Origin of the sequence: Achromobacter sp. 77, assembly GCF_020541125.1 — a bacterium.
GTDB classification, from domain to species: domain Bacteria; phylum Pseudomonadota; class Gammaproteobacteria; order Burkholderiales; family Burkholderiaceae_B; genus Achromobacter; species Achromobacter mucicolens.
Genome location: NZ_CP059848.1, coordinates 5,208,183 through 5,227,154 on the forward strand (window position 1 = coordinate 5,208,183; position 18,972 = coordinate 5,227,154).

The following is an 18,972-nucleotide window of genomic DNA, read 5'->3' on the forward strand; positions in this document are numbered from 1 at the left end:
CTAAGCCGAGAAGCTCAACCTCACCAGCCACATTCCGCTGGCGCTTGGCACGACATACCGACTGGATCTATCGGCAATGCGCCTTCGGCGAGCCGGACATCCTCTACATGGTTATGAACTGATGGGCCGTAAAAGCAATTCTTCGCTCAGTTTTGAGGAAGGCATCAATCTATGGAAGAAGCGTGGCGACACCGCGGAGATGGAGCCCGTAAATTTGGCGATGTGGCCAGGCGATGCCCAATTCGGAAACGATATTAGTGATAGCTTTTTATTCAACGAGCGATTCATAGAAAGCCAGCTTCGTCAGGACGAGCTCCTCGATGACACGTATATGGTGTCGATGTGGCACACCTTTTGTTTCGTGTCGGTGGCAGCTTATATCATCACCAATGCCTCGCTATGGTATCTGGTCTTCCCGTACCTGTTGTTCAGTTCGTTTTTCTTTTTGTCGATGGCCGCATTGACTCGCCCGGGCGGCCGAATCCGGTTTAATCGTCAAGCGCAATTGGTGCAGACGGTCGATGGGAGCGGCAATGTGGTCTCCGTACCTTGGCGCGATGTGCAACCCTTTTTATGGCTAAGAATGCACGCCCGTGTCGGCCTCCGATTGGGATTCCCCCCGCCCCCCGACAACGAGGCCAAGATCTACGAGCAAGACGGCGTCTTGTGGCTTGACGGACGCTTTGATGCCCTTGATGACATGCGTGTTCCATCCGCAGCGCTTCGCTTCGAATTCATCCGCCGATACATGGAAGAAGGGCTCGAGGCGATTCAGCCGACCGCGGATCTGCCTGCGTACAAGAAGCCCTCGGGCATGCCGCGAGATCCCTTCTTTTATTGGGTGGGATTCGGCCCGTTGATCGACCGTTGGGCAGCTCACCACGCAGCCAGATTTCGATGGCCCGACGAGGTGGAACGACTTTGCGCCGAAGGGGCAGACCTCTCTGCCTACGACACTACACCCGTCGCGTCCAACAAGCACATCTTCTACCGCTATGATCGGCTCGCCGGCGGTTTTTACCTGTGCGATCAAGATGGTCTGCGGCTTCGTCCAAGATAGAACCTTCCCGCAAGCCGCTCCCCCCTCACCCCCGCTCCACCTTCCACCCCATCTCCGCCGAAATCCCCGCCGCCGCGCCCTGCACTACCGGCACCATTTCGCGCATGCGCTCCAGCGACATATAAGGCACGGTGCTCGACACGCTGATCGCGGCCACGATGCCGCTGGACGCATCGCGCACCGGCGCCGCCACGCAGCGGATCGAGGGCTCGTTGTCTTCCAGGTCGAACGCATAACCCTGCGACGCGTAGTCGCGCATGCGGTCGCGGAACGCCTCCCATCCCTGCTGCCCGCCCGGCGCGCGGGATGAAACGGGCGCGCCCACGCGATGCAGCGATTTCCATTGCGATTCGTCGGCGTCCAGCAACAGCGCCTTGCCGACGCCGGTTGCGGCAAGCGGCATGCGGTGGCCCACCCGCGAACGCATTTCCAATCCCTTCTTGCCCGGGATTTTTTCCAGATACAGCACGTCGTTGTTGTCGCGCACCGCCAGGTGGATCGTGTCGCCGGTCAGTTCGGCCAGGCTGTCCAGATAAGGGCGTGCCAGCGTCGCCAGCGGAAAAGCCTCGCGCGCCTGGAATCCCAGCTCGATCAGCTTTGGGCCCAGCACGTAGCCCACGCCCGGCAACGCGCGCAGGTAGCGCTCTTGCACCAGACAACTTGCCAGCCGGTGCGTGGTGCTGCGCGCCACGCCGATGCGCGCGCAGATCTCCTTCAGGTCGCGTGCGCCATCGGCCACGGCCTGCACCACGGCAAGGCCGCGCATCAGCGTCTGCGTGCCGGCGGGCGCGGCGGCATCGGGGTCCAGCGGGGCGGATGGCTCGGGGGGCAGTGTGGTGGCGGTCATGTTGCGAAGAAGGCGTTGCGGCGCGGCGGGACAGATCGGCAAGCATACCCGGCGCCGCGGCACGGATACGTGAGCAAAGCGGGAATCCAGGGTGCTTCGCCGGGCGAACAAGGCATGTCGCCTGTCCATACAAAGGCCACGTCAAAAGCACTTCAAATTCCCTGTATGTGGGATTTAATTCTATATTTTGAGATTTTTCAAGCGCTGGACTAGAATTTTTGCCATTCGTGCGCTGCGCGTCTCCCGCGCGCGCACGGCAGATTTCAGACAACAAGGTCCGCGCCCCCTCGCCCGGTCCCGCGCCCCCCGACGGCGCTGCGACGGCGCCCGATGCGCGGCCAGAGACGAGACAGACTCTGATGAATACCGGATCGCCCGCCCGTGCGGCTCTTATCGCGCTGGATTGGGGCACCTCTTCGCTGCGCGCCTACCGCCTGGATGCCACGGGCCGCACGCTCGATACGCGCCATCTGCCCTGGGGCATCATGCGCCTGCCGCAACCGCTGCAGGACGGCGCCGCCACCACCACGCTGTCCGGCTTCGAGCTGGCGTTTGAACAGGCCTGCGGCGACTGGCTGCGCGCCGAGCCCGCCCTGCCCGTCATCGCGTGCGGCATGGTCGGCAGCGCGCAGGGCTGGAAGGAAGCCGCTTACCTGGACGTGCCCGTCGACCTGGAACGCATCGGCACACTGTTGACGGTGGTGGAGCGCGCGGGCAGCACGCCCGTCCACATCGTTCCCGGGCTCATCCAGCGCCACGGCCTGCCCAACGTGATGCGCGGGGAAGAAACCCAGGTGTTCGGCGTGATGGCGGAAGAAGCCAACGTCAACGCCGACAGCGTGCTCATCGGGCTGCCCGGCACGCACTCCAAATGGGTCAACGCGCGCCGCGGCCGCGTCACCCACTTCGACACATTCATGACCGGCGAGGTCTACGCGGCGCTGCGCGGCCACACCATTCTGGGCCGCACGATGGCTGACGCCGCCACCCCTGACCTGGCTGCCTTCGAGCGCGCTGTCAAGATCGCCGGTGCGCCAGCGGGCCGCGCGGGCGTCATGTCCACCATCTTCAGCACGCGCGCGCTGGGCCTGACCGGCGAACTGGCGCCCGAATCGCAGGCGGACTATCTGTCGGGCCTCCTGATCGGCCATGAAGTCGCCGCGCTGGCCGAGATGTTGCGCCAGCAGGGCGAATTGCCCCGCATCGTGCTGTGCGGCGACCCCGCGCTGTGCAAGCGCTACACCCTGGCCATGCAGCACTACGGCCTGGGCGTGCCCGAACAGGCGCAGAACGCGACCGAACGCGGCCTGTGGCACCTGGCCATCTGCGCCGGCCTCGTCATCCCCTCTACTCCGATCCCCGCCTAGGAACCTTAGATGAACCATCCCGGTCTCCAAACCGCCATGGCCCACTGCGGCCTGATCGCCATCCTGCGCGGCATCACGCCCGCCGAAGCCGAGCCCGTCGGGCAGGCGCTGTACGACGCAGGTTTCCGCCTGATCGAAGTGCCGCTCAATTCGCCGGATCCGCTGGACAGCATCCGCGCCATGCGCGCCGCGCTGCCCACCGACTGCCTCATCGGCGCCGGCACCGTTCTCAATCCCGACGACTGCGCGCGCATCCAGCAAGCGGGCGGCGAACTCATCGTCATGCCCCACAGCGACCCGGCGGTGATCCGTCAGGCCAAGAAACTGGGCATGGCGTCCTGCCCCGGCGTCGCCACGCCCACCGAAGCCTTCGCGGCGCTGGCCGCCGGCGCCGACGTGCTGAAGATGTTCCCGGCCGAGCAGCTGGGCCCCGCCGTGCTCAAGGCCTGGCGCGCCGTCATGCGCCCGCCGATCGCCCTGGTTCCCGTGGGCGGCATCACGCCCGACAACCTTTCCAGTTACGCCCAGGCGGGCGCCAGCGGCTTCGGCCTGGGCTCCGCCTTGTACAAACCCGGCCTGTCGGCCGAAGCAACCGGCCAGAACGCGCGCGCTTTCGTCGCGGCCTGGCAACGCGCCTATCCTGCCCAGGAGACACAAGCATGAAGATCACCAAGCTCACCACCTACATCGTGCCGCCCCGGTGGTGCTTCCTGAAGATCGAGACGGACGAAGGCATCGTCGGCTGGGGTGAACCCGTCGTCGAAGGCCGCGCGCATTCGGTTGCGGCCGCCGTCGAGGAACTGTCGGACTACCTGATCGGCAAGGATCCCCGCAACATCGAAGACCACTGGACGGTCCTGTACCGCGGCGGCTTCTACCGCGGCGGCGCCATTCACATGAGCGCGCTGGCCGGCATCGACCAGGCGCTGTGGGACATCAAGGGCAAGCACCTTGGCGTACCCGTCTCGCAGCTTCTGGGCGGCAACGTGCGCGACCGCATCCGCGTGTACTCGTGGATCGGCGGCGACCGTCCCGCCGATACCGCGGCGGCCGCCAAGAGCGCCGTCGAACGCGGCTTCACCGCCGTCAAGATGAACGGAACCGAAGAACTGCAGTACATCGACTCGTTCGACAAGGTTGAGAAGTGCCTGGAGAACGTTGCCGCCGTGCGCGACGCCGTCGGCCCGAACGTGGGCATCGGCGTGGACTTCCACGGCCGCGTCCACAAGCCCATGGCCAAGGTGCTGATGAAGGAACTTGATCCGTTCAAGCTCATGTTCATCGAAGAGCCCGTGCTGAGCGAACACTACGAAGCGCTGAAGGAACTGGCGCCGCTGACGTCCACGCCCATCGCGCTGGGCGAGCGCCTGTTCTCGCGCTGGGACTTCAAGCGCGTGCTATCTGAAGGCTACGTCGACATCATCCAGCCCGACCCGTCGCACGCTGGCGGCATCACCGAGACCCGCAAGATCGCGGCAATGGCCGAAGCCTACGACGTCGCGCTGGCGCTGCATTGCCCGCTTGGTCCCATCGCGCTGGCCACGTGCCTGCAGATCGACGCCGGCTGCTACAACGCGTTCATCCAGGAACAGAGCCTGGGCATTCACTACAACGCCGCCAACGACCTGCTCGACTACGTCAGCAACCGCGAGGTCTTTGCCTACGAGGACGGCATGGTCGCGATCCCGCAAGGTCCCGGCCTGGGCATCGACGTGAACGAGGAATACGTCAAGGAACGCGCCGCAGTGGGTCACCGCTGGCGCAACCCCATCTGGCGTCACGCCGACGGCAGCTTCGCCGAATGGTAAGCCGATAAAAGAGAGAGGAGACACCATTGTCCACCGCCGCCCACACCGGCCTGCAGAGCGCCCAGCGCCCGACCCGCAGCCGCTACATCATCATGGTGATGCTGTTCATCACCGTCGTCATCAACTACCTGGACCGCAGCAACCTGTCCATCGCCGCACCCGCCCTCAAGGACGAGTTCGGCCTGGACACCTGGCATGAAGGCCTGATCCTGTCGGCCTTCGGCTGGACCTACGCCGCCATGCAGATCCCCGGCGGCTGGCTGGTGGACCGCGTGTCCCCACGCGTGCTGTACGCCGCCGCGCTGATCCTGTGGTCCGCGGCCACGTTCTTCATGGGCTTTGCCGGCAGCTTCGTCATCCTGTTCGTCCTGCGCCTGGCCGTGGGCGCGCTGGAGGCCCCGGCCTACCCCATCAACAACCGCGTCGTCACCACCTGGTTCCCGGAACGTGAACGCGCCACCGCCATCGGCTTCTACACGTCCGGCCAGTTCGTCGGCCTGGCGTTCCTGACGCCGGTGCTGGCCTGGCTGCAGCACCACTATGGCTGGCATATGGTCTTCGTCAGCACGGGCCTGCTGGGCATCATCTGGGGCGTGCTGTGGTTCATGATCTACCGCGAACCGCGCCAGTTCAAAGGCGCCAACGCGGCCGAGATCGAACTGATCCAGCAAGGCGGCGGCGTCGTCGACCTGGACACGCGCGTGCGCGAAAAGAAGGCCCCGTTCAACTGGAACGACCTGGGGTTGGTCATGAGCAAGCGCAAGCTGTGGGGCGTGTACCTCGGCCAGTTCTGCCTGACTTCCACGCTGTGGTTCTTCCTGACGTGGTTCCCCACGTACCTGGTCAAGTACCGCGGCATGGACTTCATCAAGTCCGGCTTCCTGGCGTCGGTGCCCTTTCTGGCCGCCTTCATCGGCGTGCTGTGCTCGGGCGTCCTGTCCGACTTCCTGATCCGCCGCGGCGCAACGGTCGGCATGGCGCGCAAGCTGCCCATCATCCTGGGCCTGTTGATCTCCACGTCCATGATCGGCGCGAACTTCACGGATTCCACGCCGTGGGTCATCTTCTTCCTGGCCGTCGCTTTCTTTGGCAACGGCCTGGCGTCGATCACGTGGTCGCTGGTATCGACGCTGGCCCCGGTGCGCCTCTTGGGGCTGACCGGCGGCGTGTTCAACTTCGTCGGCAACCTGTCGTCGATCTGCACGCCCATCGTGATTGGCTTGCTGGTGTCCAAGGACAGCTTTGCGCCGGCGATCGTGTATGTGTCGTCGCTGGCATTGCTGGGTGCGCTGTCGTATATCTTGCTGGTCGGTAAGGTGGAGCGGATCGAGGCTTGAGGACTTGGCCTGGGTTTGAATGCTGGCTTTGAATGAAGGGGCGTCCTGCGGGACGCCCTTTTTTCTTGTCGATCCCAATACGTCCTGTTTGGTCCTTCACCCAGACACAGACGACATCGACCCCTTCCGCGTGCTCGGCCGCCGGCGTGATGAATCCATCACGCACCTCCATTGCGCCGCTCCTTTCGTTCGCCGGATCATCCGTTAGCTCGCAGCCCCTTTGCGAGGAGATGAAGAGACACGGAGTCAGCGCCCCATACGGCTTGACTTTAATTCGTCAATAAACGAATATCCGCATGGTTGAAATCGAACATTACCTGGCGCCTGATGGGCATACGAATCCTTATCTCGATTGGCTGAACGGTCTGCGAGATAACCGCATCAAGGTCGCCGTCATACGGCGAGTTGCACGAATTGAACTCGGCAATTTCGGTGACCACCGCTTTTGCCGCGATGGCATCTGGGAGCTGCGCATCGACATGGGGCCCGGCTACCGCCTTTACCACACACTGGTGAGGCGCCGGGTCGTACTGCTTCTATGTGGCGGCGACAAAAGCACCCAATCGGCGGATCTTGCGTGCGCCGTCCGCTATCGCACAGACTGGGAACAAAGACCATGAAAAGCAGATCACACGACGAGGCGATGGCCGAGCTGTACCGCAATGATCCCGGACTGGCCGCGGACCTGATCAACAGCGTTCTGGAAGATGGGGATCAGGCAGAGCTGCTCATCGCGCTGCGTCAACTTACCCAGGCCTTCGGCGGCGTTCAAACCGTGGCATCCACGGCGCGATTGAACCCCACTCAGCTATATCGCACACTCTCCCCAAGTGGAAATCCCGGTCTTAGTAGCCTCACAGCCATCCTGAAGGCAATGGGATTGCGATTGGCCGTACAACCGTTGGAGCGGCGGCAACTCAACTAGCAGTGTCCGGCCATGGATAACCTCAGCAGCCCTGCATCGCCACCTTACGCCGGCGCACATTACCCGCGCGCTGCACCAGCACCAGCGCCAGGCCAGCCGTTGCAATCAGCGCACCGGCAATTGGCACCGCCGCGTAGCCCATGCCCGCCGAGATCACCGCGCCCCCGGCCGCCGCGCCCACCGCGTTGCCCAGGTTGAACGCGCCCACGTTCATTGACGAGGCCAGCCCCGGCGCATCCGTCGCGGCGCGCATCACGCCCATTTGCAGCGGCGGCACCACCGCGAACGTCGCGATGCCGAAGATCAAGAGCGAGATCGCCGCGCCGACCGGCGTCGAGGCCAACCACGGGAACGCCAGCAGGTCCGCAATCACCAGCACCAGGAAGAAAATCAACGTGCCATCGAGCGAGCGGTCGGCCATGCGCCCCCCCACGCCGTTGCCCAGCGTGAAGCCCAGACCGATCAGCACCAGCATGCCCGTCACGAAAGCCGGCGACGCGCCCGTGATCTCGGCCAGCGTCGGCGCGATGTATGTGTACAGCGTGAACATCGCCCCCGCGCCCAGCACCGTCGTCAGCAGGGCCAGCAACACGGCGGGGCTGCGCAGCACCGCCAGTTCATGACGCACGTTGGGACGACGCCCGGCCTCACCCGCAGGCAGCGCCAGCCACAGCGACAGCATTGCGATCAGGCCCAGCACCGCCGTCGCAAAGAACGACATCCGCCAACCGATCGTCTGCCCCAGCCACGTCGCGGCCGGCACCCCGCCCACGTTGGCGATGGTCAGCCCCATGAACATCGTCGCGACCGCGCTGGCCTGCTTGTGGCGCGGCACCACACTGGCGGCCACCAGCGAACCCAGGCCAAAGAACGCACCGTGGTTCAGGCTGGTCACCAGGCGGGCCAGCAACAGCGTCGTGTAGTTGGGCGACAGCGCCGACAGGATGTTGCCGATGGTGAAGATCGCCATCAGCAGGATCAGCGCCTTGCGCCGCGACCAGCGCGAGAACGCCAGCGTCATCAGCGGCGCGCCGATCATGACGCCGATGGCGTAGGCGCTGACCAGCATGCCCGCGCTGGGGATGGACACGTTCACCCCCTCGGCGATGACGGGCAACAGGCCCATGGGAGAAAACTCGGTCACGCCGATGCCAAACGCACCGACGGCAAGCGCCAACAACGGCGGGCCGGCCTTAACCGGCTGGGTTTCTTGGGGATTCATGCAAGTTCCTTGGGTTCGACGGCGCCGGCAGGACGTTCCTGGGGCGCGCCCGGCCTGAAATGGCCGGCGCATCGGATAGACAGGCGTGCAGTATGACCGCCGGATCCTTGCAGAAAAAGGCGTCTGGCGGGCAAACACTTTTGACTTCAGGTCATTAATCAGCGGATGTCGAACCCGGCACCTGGGCGCGCCGTCAGGGATGCAGTCCCCAGCGCTTTGCGTGCTTGCGCGTGTTGGTCGTGATCCATCGCGTCAGCCGCTCCAGAAGCGTCCGTTCTGTTCCCAACCGTGCTTCGTCCCACAAACGAGCCTTGACCTGGGCCAGCGCGTCCGGCAATGCTCCGAGAAGCGATTCCGCCACGGCGGCAACATAGCGCGGGTTAAATCCCAGATCGCTCGCCATGGCATCGAGTTGATCCTTGCCAACGGCGCCCGGTTTGTCCTTCCCGCCAATGGAAAACGCGAACCGCGCGCTCAACCCAGGGTAAATCGCCGTGCACATCAGGTCGTAGAACGGCGCAAGGACGTATTTCCCGTCGCCATCCAGAAGCACGGAGAGATTCTTTGCGTGGCTGTCGTTGTTGCCCACCATCAGGTTGAACAGAATCCACTGCAAAAATCGCTTTACGTCCGGACCACCGACACCCGTCGCCGCCAGCAACTTGCGGCAATCCAACAGCGTCGGACCGCCATCCGATTCGTACTTCACGTTCGAAGGCCTGCCCGCCAACTGGCACAGGTCCAGCTGATGCAGTCGCCGTAAACCGCCCAGTCCGTCCGGCATGCGGTCGTAACGCTGAATCAGACACGCGCGCGTTTCCGGTTGGTAAACTGCTCGCGCAACGCCCAACCCAAGTGCTGCCGCCAGTTGCATGACCAGCGCCTCGTTCAGGGCCGATGCCCACACCCCATCCAGTCCGCGGATATCCGGCTTGAGGATGTGAGTGGAGGGGGCCGCACCCTGCGGCAGTGCGGGCGAACCGTCAGGCATGACCGTCAGCAGAAGCTTGTCCTGCGCCCCCGCGAGCGAGATCCGCGTGCCTTCAACGTTCTCGGCCACCAGCGCCGGCACGCCCGTTTGCTGCAGACGCGCAGCGATTTCCGGCCAAGTCACGGGTCGATACTTGGCGGGCTGAGGAACTTCCCCCTGCGGCAAAATCGTCAAACCGCTCGCGGTGTCGCCGCCGACGCTGCGCAGCAATCCGAACACCGTCGTCGCATGCCGGCTGGCTTGCAGAAACTTGCGCACGTGGCCTTCGGGCAGCAGGTTCTCGAAGAAGGCGTGGACGGCTTCAGTGGATTGATCACCTTGCACAAGCGGTATCGACGGCGAGATTGGACGGGCGTCCGGGTGCGCGATCCACGCGTCGTCATACGCGAAGCGCAGGGGCTGCTCGTCGAACAGGCGCCCGACCTTCTGGCCATCCCGGTAGAGATCGAGCGCGTCTACGTTGCTCATGGCAGCCTCGCGCGCTTGGGTGCGATCTGCACCTCCAGCCCGAGCAGATCCAGCGCATCCAACACCTTCTGCAACTGCAGCGTCGGCTTGCCTCGCTCCAGGTCCACCACGAAGCGATTGCCGGTCCCGGACAGGCCAGCCAGATCCGCTTGCAGCAACCCCTGGGACCGCCGGACGGCTCTTACCAGTTCGCCCACTTCGGCCGAGGTTTGCACCGTCACGGGAAACGCGTCGACGTTCGAAGCCATCGCCACCTCCATTTTTACCGTTCGGGAATTTTAGCTAGGTTTGAGCGCATTTGGGTCTTGTTTTTCCCGATCGGGAAGTTTTTGCAAAATATTCAAAGAAAAACGCATTGATATTACCGATCGGGAATTTTTCAGCCTGTTTTGCACGCCTCGGCCACAAAAATTACCGATCGGGAAGCAAAGCCCCCTACAAACAAAAAGGGCGTCCTCCCGGACGCCCTACATTCACCCCAACGCGCTTACTTCAACAGCAACGCGTTCAAGCGCTTCACGAACGCCGCCGGGTCCGCAATCTGCGCGCCCTCGGCCAGCAGCGCCTGATCCAGCAGCAGACGCGCCCACTGATCGAACTCGCTGTCGTCAGCCGAACGGATACGCGCCAGCAGCGGGTGCTCGGGGTTGATCTCCAGCACCGGCTTCACGTTCGGCGCTTCCTGGCCCGCGGCCTTCAGCATGCGCAGCAGGTGCGGGCTGAGCTCGTTCTGGCCCACCACCACGCACGCCGGCGAATCCACCAGGCGCAGCGTCACGCGCACTTCCTTGACCTGGTCTTCCAGCGTCTTTTGCAGGCGCTCGACCAGCGGCTTGAAGTCCTCGGCCACTTCGGCCTGGTGCTTCTTTTCTTCCTCGTCGGCCAGTTCTGCCAGATCGAGGCCGCCCTTGGCCACCGACACCAACGACTTGCCGTCGAATTCACGCAGGTACGACAGCATCCATTCGTCAACGCGATCCGACAGCAGCAGGACCTCGATGCCCTTCTTGCGGAAGATTTCCAGATGCGGGCTGTTGCTGGCCGCGGCGAACGTGTCGGCCGTAACGTAGTAGATCTTGTCCTGGCCTTCCTTCATGCGCGACACGTAGTCGGCAAACGACACCGTCTGCGCCTGATCGCCCGAGTTCGTCGACGCAAAACGCATCAGCTTGGCAATGCGCTCCAGGTTGGCCGCGTCTTCGCCCGCGCCTTCCTTCAGCACCTGGCCGAACTCCGACCAGAACGTTGCGTAGTCTTCCGGCTTGTTCTCGGCCAGGTCTTCCAGCAGCGACAGGATGCGCTTGGCCGAGCCCTCGCGGATGGCGCGCACGTCGCGGCTTTCCTGCAGGATTTCGCGCGACACGTTCAGCGGCAGGTCCGCCGAATCGATCACGCCGCGCACAAAGCGCAGGTACGACGGCAGCAGTTGATCGGCATCGTCCATGATGAAGACGCGCTTGACGTACAGCTTCACGCCGTGGCGGCCGTCGCGGTCCCACATGTCCATGGGCGCGTGCTTGGGCACGTACAGCAACTGCGTGTACTCGCTGCGGCCTTCGACGCGATTGTGCGTCCAGGCCAGCGGGTCGTCGTAGTCGTGCGAAACGGTCTTGTAGAACTCGCGGTACTGCTCTTCCGTCACGTCGGACTTGTTGCGGGCCCACAGCGCATTCGCCTGGTTCACCGTCTCCAGTTCGTCGGTCTTGACCTGCTCGCCCTTCTCTTGATCCCACTCTTCCTTGGCCATGCGGATCGGCAGCGAGATGTGGTCGGAGTAGCGGCGCAGGATCTCGCGCAGCTTCCAGCCGTTCAGCAGCTCGTCCTCGTCGGCGCGCAGGTGCAGCGTCACGTCCGTGCCGCGGCCGGCCTTTTCAGCGGCGGCAATCGTGAACTCGCCTTGGCCGTCCGATTCCCACTGGATCGCTTCCGTCGAACCGGCGCGGCGGCTCACCACCGTGACCTTGTCCGCCACGATGAACGACGAATAAAAGCCCACGCCGAACTGGCCGATGAGCTGCGCATCCTTCTGCTTGTCGCCGGTCAGCTGCGAGAAGAACTCGCGCGTGCCCGAGCGGGCGATCGTGCCCAGGTTGGCCACCGCCTCGTCGCGCGACAGGCCGATGCCATTGTCAGAAATCGTGATCGTGCGGGCGGCCTTGTCGTAGCTGACCGTGATGGCCAGTTCGCCGTTGCCTTCCAGCAATTCCGGCTGGTCGATGGCCTCGAAGCGCAGCTTGTCGCAGGCGTCCGACGCGTTCGACACCAGCTCGCGCAGGAAGATCTCCTTGTTGCTGTACAGCGAATGGATCATCAGATGAAGCAGCTGCTTCACCTCGGCCTGGAACCCCAGGGTTTCGGACGCGGAATTCGTGGCGGTTTGGCTCATAGTTCTACGTGGCTCGGAAAATAAATTAGGGACAAATATCCGGCGGCTAGGGCGATGCGCCTGCGCAGGCGCCGGGAAACCCTACTGATGTGGGGGCCAATGGGAACTTTTCAAGGCCGGGGTGGCGGCCCTGCAACCTGACAACCGGCTGGCCCCGGTAAAATCCCGCACTTTTCTTACCTCCCCCTCCCCGGCCGGCCCTCCCGCCATGCAACCCGCCTCCCTCTCCCAACCCGCCCCCCACGGTGTGCTCGACGACGCCGACGCCCCCCACGACCTGGTCTACGGCCCCGACGACCGCCCCGCGCCGCCCGTCGCCTTCGTCGCCGCCCTGCAGCACCTGTTGGCGATCCTAGTCCCCATCGTCACCCCCGGCCTGCTCATCTGCCAGGCGCTGGGCGTCAGCAGCCGCGACACCACCCTGATCGTTTCCATGTCGCTGGTCATCTCCGGCATCGCAACGTACGTCCAGTGCAAGCGCTTCGGGCCCCTGGGCGCCGGCCTGCTCATCGTGCAGGGCACCAGCTTCAACTTCGTGGGCCCGCTGATCGCCGGCGGCTCGGTCATGGTCAAGCAAGGCACGCCCATCGAAGCCGTCATGGCGGCCATCTTCGGCGTCGTCATCGCAGGCTCCTTCGTCGAAATGGGCATCAGCCGCATCCTGCCCTTCGTCAAACGCCTCATCACCCCGCTCGTCACCGGCATCGTCGTGCTGCTGATCGGCCTGACCCTCATCAAGGTCGGCCTCATCAGCATGGGCGGCGGCTTCGGCGCCATGGCCAACGGCACCTTCGCCAGCGCCGAGAACCTGACCCTGTCCGGCCTCGTCCTGGGCACCATCATCCTGCTCAACCGCGTCCCGGTCGTCTGGATCCGCAGCACCGCGCTGGTGCTGGCACTGGCCGTCGGCTACATCGCCGCCGCCTACATGGGCCGCCTGGACTTCACCGGCGCCCGCGAAGCCGCCCTCTTCCAGGTGCCGGTCCCCCTGCACTTCGGCCTGGGCTTCTCGTGGGCCTTGTTCGTGCCGATGCTGATCATCTACCTGGTCACGTCCCTGGAAGCCATCGGCGACGTCACCGCCACCAGCAAGGTATCGAAGCAGCCGGTTGAAGGCCCCCTGTGGATGCAACGCATCAAAGGCGGCGTCCTGGTCAACGGCGCGAATTCGCTACTGGCCGGCGTGTTCAACACGTTCCCCAGCTCGGTATTCGCGCAGAACAACGGCGTCATCCAGCTGACCGGCATCGCCAGCCGCCACGTCGGCGTGTGGATTGCCGGCATGCTGATCCTGCTGGGTCTGTTCCCGGTCGTGGCCGGCGTGCTGCAAGCCGTGCCCGAACCCGTCCTTGGCGGCGCTGCGATGGTGATGTTCGGCGCGGTGGCCGCGTCCGGGATCAATATCCTGGCGGGAATCCAGCTGGATCGCCGCGCGCTGCTCATCATCGCCGTGTCTTTGGCTCTGGGATTGGGGGTGTCGCAAGTGCCGGAAATCCTGTCGCACCTGCCGCACTCGGTGAAGAGCGTGCTGGAATCGGGCGTCGCCACCGGCGGGATCTGCGCGCTGGTGATGAACTGGTTCCTGCCTGAGAAGAAGTAAGGATCGATGGGTTGCGTGTCGGGGGTATGCTGCCCCCGGCCAGCCCCTGAACGGCAGGGCCGCCCGGCCCTCGCCTGACAAGATGCCAAAGACCGCATATAATCGCGGTCTTCGCATCTCCCGCAGCCGTCACCTGGACGCGCTCGCGACCCCCTAGCCCGGGTGGTGAAATTGGTAGACGCAGGGGACTCAAAATCCCCCGCCGCAAGGCGTGCCGGTTCGATTCCGGCCCCGGGCACCATCCCCAAATCTTCTGATGATTCAAGCCATTAGAAGATTTCGCAGTACAAGCCCCGCACCGGGGGATTTTCCTAAAATTGTGGTCAGGTACAGTTTCGGTACAGTGATGCGGCGCTAGCCTCATACGGAGTACTCATGGCTACGATCGTTAAGACTTCCTCGGGCACTTGGAAAGCCCTCATTCGCAAGACAGGCTGGCCGACCACGGCCAAGACGTTCCGCACCAAGCGGGACGCCGAAGACTGGGCGCGCCGTACCGAAGACGAAATGGTACGCGGCGTATACATCCAGCGAGCGCCGGCTGAGCGCATGACCGTCGAAGCGGCACTGACCCGCTACCTCAAGGAAGTCACTCCCACCAAGCGGGCCTCCACCCAAGCCGGCGAACACAAGAAGGCACAGGTCATCATCCGGCATCTTGGCAAATATTCGCTGGCCGCCCTGAACGCCGAGATCGTGGCGCAGTTCCGTGACATGCGACTGGCCGGCGACCCGGACAAGAATGGCAAGCTACGGCCTCGCAGTAACAACACGGTACGCTTGGAACTGGCACTGCTGGGCCACCTGTTCACCGTCGCGATCAAAGAATGGGGCATCGGCCTGCCCTTCAATCCCGTGTCCAACATTCGCCGCCCGGCCCCCGGCTCGGGCCGCAACCGGCGATTGACTCCCGAAGAACAGACCCGCCTGCTGCAAGCCGTCGATAAGCACTCGAACCCGATGTTCGGATGGATCGTCCGCATTGCCGTCCAGACCGGCATGCGGCTGTCTGAAATTGCGACGCTGCGTATTCGGCAAGTGGACATCGAGCGGCGCGTCGTGCGGCTGGAGCACACCAAGAACTCTTCGCCTCGTACCGTCCCGCTGACTGCCGAGGCAACGCGCGTGTTCACCGAGGCGCTTGCCAACCCAGTGCGTCCTGCTGAAACGGAATTGGTATTCTTCGGCGAACCCGGCCGGGATGGCATACGCCGCCCCTACCTCTTCGACAAAGCGTGGACCGATGCCAAGCGAGCAGCGGGCCTTGAAGACTTTCGCTTTCACGACCTGCGGCACGAGGCTGTCAGCCGGTTCGTGGAAGCCGGCTTGAGCGATCAGGAGGTATCGGCCATCAGCGGCCACAAGTCGATGCAGATGCTCAAGCGCTATACGCACCTGCGGGCCGAAGACCTGGTGCAGAAGCTGGACCGCCTCGCGGGTCGCGCGCCGTCCACTTCTAAACAACGGAGTGAGGCCGACTCCCAGACAGAGAACAACGCATAATCGCTCCATCGCGTTGCCATAATGAATAACCGATTGTCTTAACCTACGGAGGAAGCTAGTTTTGCATACCGCTATCAAGATCGTCGCTATCAGCAGCCTTGCCCTTACCCTTGCCGCGTGCGGCAGCGCCAAAGACGCCAACAAGAGCAACTTCAGCAAGGCCATACAGGCATACCTGGACACTCAAAAGGGTCTATGCGCTGCGATTCCTGCTAAGGGCTTGCCGTTCACCCTGGCGAATCAAGACATGCTGGGCGGTCAGAACAAGAAGCGCGCCGACGCGCTGGTCGATGCCGGGCTGCTGACGAAGCGAGACACCGAAGTCAAAGCCATGTTTGGCAACAAGATGGAGCCGGCCACCGAGTACCAAATCACTGACACCGGCAAGAAATTCCTCGTCGCCAATGGTGCCAATACGATGGCTGGACAAGATGCCTTCTGCACCGGCAAGTACACCGTTGTGGAAGTGAGCAACTTCACTGAACCCAGCGACATGATGGGCGTAAAGCTGTCGCAGGTGAACTACCGCTACAAGGTAGAAGGTGCAGATGACTGGGCCAAATCGGAAGGCATGCGTGCCAATTACAAGAACTTTGCGGAACAGACGCAGGGAGATATCCCGGGTAAGGCGGCTGTCATCCTGACCAACGATGGATGGATGCACGAGCGCCTGTTCAAGCGCGGATAACAACCCTGAACCACTCCAAAACGAAAGGGCCTTTCGCCTAAGCGTGAAGGGCCTTTTCTTTGGTTCTACGCCGGTCTGCGGGGTGGCTGGGGTTCACAGAACGACCCGAAGGAGTCTAATCGATGCAAATACGCAAAAGAGTTCTAAAAATCCTTGCGCTTTCTTATGGTCTCAGTGGAAAAGCAGCCCTAGCCCCGCCGAACTAGTTTGATCCGAGCATCATCATTTCATAGTGTGCCAACTGGCCGCTTTTCTCAAAAATCTGCTTGAAAATTTCCATATAGGTTTCAATGGAGGCTTGGTCGAAAGTGTAAAAAGCATCGTCGTGCGAGAAGTGCGAGCCGTCGTTGACCCAGGCGAATAGGGACCGGCACTTGGCTTTTTGCAGCCCATCGAACTGGTCGCAAATCTTGTCGAAGTCCATTCTTCCAAGAATCTTGAAGTAGTTCTCCAAGATGCGCCGCATGGTGTTCTGCACGGTCAACGGTGACTTCTGCGGACGGCGCAACTCCTCCCAAAGCAAATCGTATGAGGTCTTTATTGGATTTGATGCATGGCGCTCGACTGTGGTGCCGCTAGGTTCCTTCCGCACCGCCCAGTAGCTGCGCTCTCCGACCTTGGTGTCATCGCTTCTGTCAGAGGTATAGGTCACCTCCTTGTGGAAGTAGACATTATGGGTTAGCACGAAAATCTGCTTGATCCCGCCCACATTCTTTCGCACTGGCTCGAAGAGCGACTTAATTAGGCTACTGACGATGAACAAGACGTCGCTGTCCATACTCGATACTGGATCGTCGAATACCACCACGCGGTCGGCGGTCATGCCGCTCTCGCTCTCGCTGCCTTTGAGTAGATGGAAGAAGTAGAGGAAGGTGACGAACGAGCGCTCCCCCTCGCTCAGCGAGTCTTTGGCGTCGCTCCCATCGGCCCTCACCAGCTTGTAGAACGGGCCGTCGTCGGCCTTAGCGATGGTGAAGTTCCGAAACCCGAAGGAATTCAGCAAGCCGTTGATGCCCTCGATGGTCGGCTCGATGCTCGTCGCCGCCCTTTCCAACTCCTTGATCTCCTTCGCCTTAGCCGCCCTCAAAGCGACAGCCTCTTGAATTTGGCTCTCCAGCTTGACTATGGCCGCGTTGAGGCCGTTGCGCTTGCCCGTGTAAGCAGCCAACTCGGTTCTGAGCTCGACCTCCAAAATGTACTTCCAGACCTGCTTGGTCAAGTCCGCTCGCTCTTTGCTTATGTTCTTTGTGATCTCGTTGTGAGCTCTCACGGCCGCGTTGGCGTTCGCGATTAGCTTGGAGGCGGTGGCCAGCAGCTCGGACATTGGCTCGATGTGGACGGGCAGGCTCGGCTCCTTGGCCTTATTCACCAGCAACAGCGCGTTGGTTGCTAGGCGCGCCTCGATTGCGGAGCGCTCGGCCTCGAACGCCTCCATATCCATGAACCGAGAGCCGCCGTCCACAACCGCTTTCAACTTGACACGCAGGGCGTCAGCGTCCCGGGCGTATGCGCTTTGCAGATCGGCGATGGCCTTGGTGTGTTTCGCGAAAGACTCGTCAAAGTAGCTCGACAGGCTGGCCTCGAAACTCTCCTGCACTTTTTGTTGGCAGAACGGGCAAGTAGGCCTGCTCCGCTCGTAGAACCGCTGCCCCTGTTTGACCCAGTCGCTGTTGCCCAGCCGCTGGATCAACTCGGCGATGTCCACATCCTCCTTGCCAATCACCTTCTTTGCGAGTATCGGATTCGACTCATGGCTGACGATATCGGCAGAGCCTAGCTCTGGAATGGCCGTCTCAATGACGGGCGTTGCCCCAAACACCGTCTTCGCCTTGTCCCTGAGGTAGTCCAACGATTTCAACTCGGCGCTATTCGATACCAACTCTGTCAGAACGCGCTCCTTGAACCGCTCCGAGCTATTGCGTGCGCCGGTAAATGCGTCCCTGAAAGCTTCGTCATGCCTCTGTTTTTGCTCCCAGCACTTGTCCTTGATATGGCTCTCCAACTCGGCGAGCTCGCCTTTCTTTCCCGACTTCTGATCTTGTCCTTGCAGCGTGTTGGTCAATTGCTCAATGTTTCGGACAAAGCCATCGAGCTCAGTCTTCTTCGCCGCAATTGCATCGAGGTTGGCGATATCCTGCTCGCCTAAAGTAAAGATTCCCTTGAGTCGGGGGGCTGCATTGAAGTTGCGATCGACGAAGTCGCGGTTGTAGACCATCGGCTCTAAGCGAGTCCCTTTCTTCCACGCAATAGCGCAACTCGGATGATCCTCCGGACTGGCGATCACTCTTGTGATAGTGGTTTTGCCAGCACCATTAGTGCCGAAAATGAAATTGAATCGAGCGAGACGGTCGAGAACCTGTGGTGCGATGCCGTAGGTAGCAGTTTTCGAAATGCTCAATGATTCGATCATGGAACGCTAATTCCTTATTTCAAAAATAGTGCTGAACTATCTTAGCTGGCTTCTGTAATGAAATGTTATCTCGAGATGCCAATCGGAGAAATATAGGGAGTTCAAAAACCCAAATACCCGGCCCTATGACAAATGCGAAGGAGCGCTCTTGGCCGAACTCGGCCGTATGTCTTCCGGAACGAATCACCCTCGCCTACGCGCGACAGAGTGGCGCGCAAGGGCATCAGGTCCTCGGGCTGGCGGCTACGGTGCAGTCTCGAAAACGTCAGGCGAGAAGCCTTTTCCGGAAATCGGTGATGAACCTATTTTTTTCTATATCAGACACTGCTCTGAACTGCCCGTTTGCTGGGCCTTTAAAGG

The 18,972-nt window shown here is 62.2% G+C and carries 16 protein-coding genes and 1 tRNA gene; 11 read left to right on the plus strand and 6 right to left on the minus strand.

What is annotated here, in order from left to right; genetic code table 11:
- Window positions 1-121: 121 nt before the first annotated feature.
- Window positions 122-1,060: a hypothetical protein gene (locus H4P35_RS23985; protein ID WP_226847242.1), complete on the plus strand. Its 939-nt coding sequence runs from the start codon at window positions 122-124 to the stop codon at window positions 1,058-1,060.
- A gap of 25 nt (window positions 1,061-1,085) precedes the next feature.
- Here H4P35_RS23985 and H4P35_RS23990 read toward each other — a convergent pair whose 3' ends face one another.
- A complete protein-coding gene (locus H4P35_RS23990) occupies window positions 1,086-1,907 on the minus strand; it encodes an IclR family transcriptional regulator (protein ID WP_128829335.1) in 822 nt (273 codons plus the stop codon).
- Between the two features lie 359 nt (window positions 1,908-2,266).
- On the opposite strand from H4P35_RS23990, the gene H4P35_RS23995 reads away from it, so the two are divergent.
- The 6 genes from H4P35_RS23995 (at window position 2,267) to H4P35_RS24020 (ending at window position 7,344) form a co-directional block, all read left to right on the plus strand.
- The gene (locus H4P35_RS23995) at window positions 2,267-3,274 is read left to right on the plus strand and encodes a 2-dehydro-3-deoxygalactonokinase (RefSeq protein WP_226847243.1); all 1,008 of its coding nucleotides are present in this window, start codon (window positions 2,267-2,269) and stop codon (window positions 3,272-3,274) included.
- 9 nt (window positions 3,275-3,283) lie between these two features.
- Complete coding sequence (locus H4P35_RS24000) at window positions 3,284-3,937, plus strand: 2-dehydro-3-deoxy-6-phosphogalactonate aldolase (RefSeq protein WP_062839854.1); 654 nt, start codon at window positions 3,284-3,286, stop codon at window positions 3,935-3,937.
- Window positions 3,934-5,082 (plus strand): galactonate dehydratase, encoded by a 1,149-nt coding sequence (dgoD, locus tag H4P35_RS24005; protein WP_056324857.1) that lies wholly within the window; start codon window positions 3,934-3,936, stop codon window positions 5,080-5,082. The genes H4P35_RS24000 and dgoD overlap by 4 nt, the downstream gene beginning before the upstream one ends.
- A gap of 26 nt (window positions 5,083-5,108) precedes the next feature.
- Window positions 5,109-6,419 carry an MFS transporter gene (locus H4P35_RS24010; protein ID WP_056324855.1) on the plus strand — a complete coding sequence of 437 codons (1,311 nt, stop codon included), beginning with the start codon at window positions 5,109-5,111 and terminating at the stop codon, window positions 6,417-6,419.
- Window positions 6,420-6,715: 296 nt separating this feature from the next.
- The gene (locus H4P35_RS24015) at window positions 6,716-7,039 is read left to right on the plus strand and encodes a type II toxin-antitoxin system RelE/ParE family toxin (protein WP_226847244.1); all 324 of its coding nucleotides are present in this window, start codon (window positions 6,716-6,718) and stop codon (window positions 7,037-7,039) included.
- Window positions 7,036-7,344 (plus strand): DNA-binding protein, encoded by a 309-nt coding sequence (locus H4P35_RS24020; RefSeq protein ID WP_082586349.1) that lies wholly within the window; start codon window positions 7,036-7,038, stop codon window positions 7,342-7,344. The genes H4P35_RS24015 and H4P35_RS24020 overlap by 4 nt, the downstream gene beginning before the upstream one ends.
- Before the next feature lie 22 nt (window positions 7,345-7,366).
- On the opposite strand, the gene H4P35_RS24025 is transcribed toward H4P35_RS24020, so the two are convergent.
- From H4P35_RS24025 to htpG, 4 genes are all read right to left on the minus strand, one after another.
- Complete coding sequence (locus H4P35_RS24025; RefSeq protein ID WP_226847245.1) at window positions 7,367-8,566, minus strand: MFS transporter; 1,200 nt, start codon at window positions 8,564-8,566, stop codon at window positions 7,367-7,369.
- A gap of 193 nt (window positions 8,567-8,759) precedes the next feature.
- Window positions 8,760-10,025, minus strand: a complete 1,266-nt coding sequence (locus H4P35_RS24030; protein WP_226847246.1) for a type II toxin-antitoxin system HipA family toxin — start codon at window positions 10,023-10,025, stop codon at window positions 8,760-8,762.
- The gene (locus H4P35_RS24035; protein WP_056324848.1) at window positions 10,022-10,273 is read right to left on the minus strand and encodes a helix-turn-helix domain-containing protein; all 252 of its coding nucleotides are present in this window, start codon (window positions 10,271-10,273) and stop codon (window positions 10,022-10,024) included. Before H4P35_RS24035 ends, H4P35_RS24030 begins: the two co-directional genes overlap by 4 nt.
- Before the next feature lie 239 nt (window positions 10,274-10,512).
- A complete protein-coding gene (gene htpG / locus H4P35_RS24040; protein ID WP_226847247.1) occupies window positions 10,513-12,411 on the minus strand; it encodes a molecular chaperone HtpG in 1,899 nt (632 codons plus the stop codon).
- Window positions 12,412-12,619: 208 nt separating this feature from the next.
- On the opposite strand from htpG, the gene H4P35_RS24045 reads away from it, so the two are divergent.
- The 4 genes from H4P35_RS24045 (at window position 12,620) to H4P35_RS24060 (ending at window position 16,202) form a co-directional block, all read left to right on the plus strand.
- Window positions 12,620-14,011 carry a uracil-xanthine permease family protein gene (locus H4P35_RS24045; protein ID WP_226847248.1) on the plus strand — a complete coding sequence of 464 codons (1,392 nt, stop codon included), beginning with the start codon at window positions 12,620-12,622 and terminating at the stop codon, window positions 14,009-14,011.
- Window positions 14,012-14,167: 156 nt separating this feature from the next.
- Window positions 14,168-14,252 (plus strand) — tRNA-Leu (locus H4P35_RS24050).
- A 134-nt stretch (window positions 14,253-14,386) separates the two neighbouring features.
- On the plus strand, window positions 14,387-15,514 hold the full coding sequence (locus H4P35_RS24055; protein ID WP_226847249.1) for a site-specific integrase: 1,128 nt from the start codon (window positions 14,387-14,389) through the stop codon (window positions 15,512-15,514).
- A gap of 61 nt (window positions 15,515-15,575) precedes the next feature.
- On the plus strand, window positions 15,576-16,202 hold the full coding sequence (locus tag H4P35_RS24060) for a hypothetical protein (protein WP_226847250.1): 627 nt from the start codon (window positions 15,576-15,578) through the stop codon (window positions 16,200-16,202).
- Between the two features lie 202 nt (window positions 16,203-16,404).
- On the opposite strand, the gene H4P35_RS24065 is transcribed toward H4P35_RS24060, so the two are convergent.
- Complete coding sequence (locus tag H4P35_RS24065; RefSeq protein ID WP_226847251.1) at window positions 16,405-18,612, minus strand: AAA family ATPase; 2,208 nt, start codon at window positions 18,610-18,612, stop codon at window positions 16,405-16,407.
- Window positions 18,613-18,972: the final 360 nt, after the last annotated feature.

Bases quoted from the DNA above. Each gene is read 5' to 3' on its own strand.
- H4P35_RS23985 (WP_226847242.1), top strand. From the start codon at position 122: ATGGGCCGTAAAAGCAATTCTTCGCTCAGTTTTGAGGAAGGCATCAAT.
- H4P35_RS23990 (WP_128829335.1), bottom strand. From the start codon at position 1,907: ATGACCGCCACCACACTGCCCCCCGAGCCATCCGCCCCGCTGGACCCC.
- H4P35_RS23995 (WP_226847243.1), top strand. From the start codon at position 2,267: ATGAATACCGGATCGCCCGCCCGTGCGGCTCTTATCGCGCTGGATTGG.
- H4P35_RS24000 (WP_062839854.1), top strand. From the start codon at position 3,284: ATGAACCATCCCGGTCTCCAAACCGCCATGGCCCACTGCGGCCTGATC.
- dgoD (WP_056324857.1), top strand. From the start codon at position 3,934: ATGAAGATCACCAAGCTCACCACCTACATCGTGCCGCCCCGGTGGTGC.
- H4P35_RS24015 (WP_226847244.1), top strand. From the start codon at position 6,716: ATGGTTGAAATCGAACATTACCTGGCGCCTGATGGGCATACGAATCCT.
- H4P35_RS24020 (WP_082586349.1), top strand. From the start codon at position 7,036: ATGAAAAGCAGATCACACGACGAGGCGATGGCCGAGCTGTACCGCAAT.
- H4P35_RS24025 (WP_226847245.1), bottom strand. From the start codon at position 8,566: ATGAATCCCCAAGAAACCCAGCCGGTTAAGGCCGGCCCGCCGTTGTTG.
- H4P35_RS24030 (WP_226847246.1), bottom strand. From the start codon at position 10,025: ATGAGCAACGTAGACGCGCTCGATCTCTACCGGGATGGCCAGAAGGTC.
- H4P35_RS24035 (WP_056324848.1), bottom strand. From the start codon at position 10,273: ATGGCTTCGAACGTCGACGCGTTTCCCGTGACGGTGCAAACCTCGGCC.
- htpG (WP_226847247.1), bottom strand. From the start codon at position 12,411: ATGAGCCAAACCGCCACGAATTCCGCGTCCGAAACCCTGGGGTTCCAG.
- H4P35_RS24045 (WP_226847248.1), top strand. From the start codon at position 12,620: ATGCAACCCGCCTCCCTCTCCCAACCCGCCCCCCACGGTGTGCTCGAC.
- H4P35_RS24055 (WP_226847249.1), top strand. From the start codon at position 14,387: ATGGCTACGATCGTTAAGACTTCCTCGGGCACTTGGAAAGCCCTCATT.
- H4P35_RS24065 (WP_226847251.1), bottom strand. From the start codon at position 18,612: ATGATCGAATCATTGAGCATTTCGAAAACTGCTACCTACGGCATCGCA.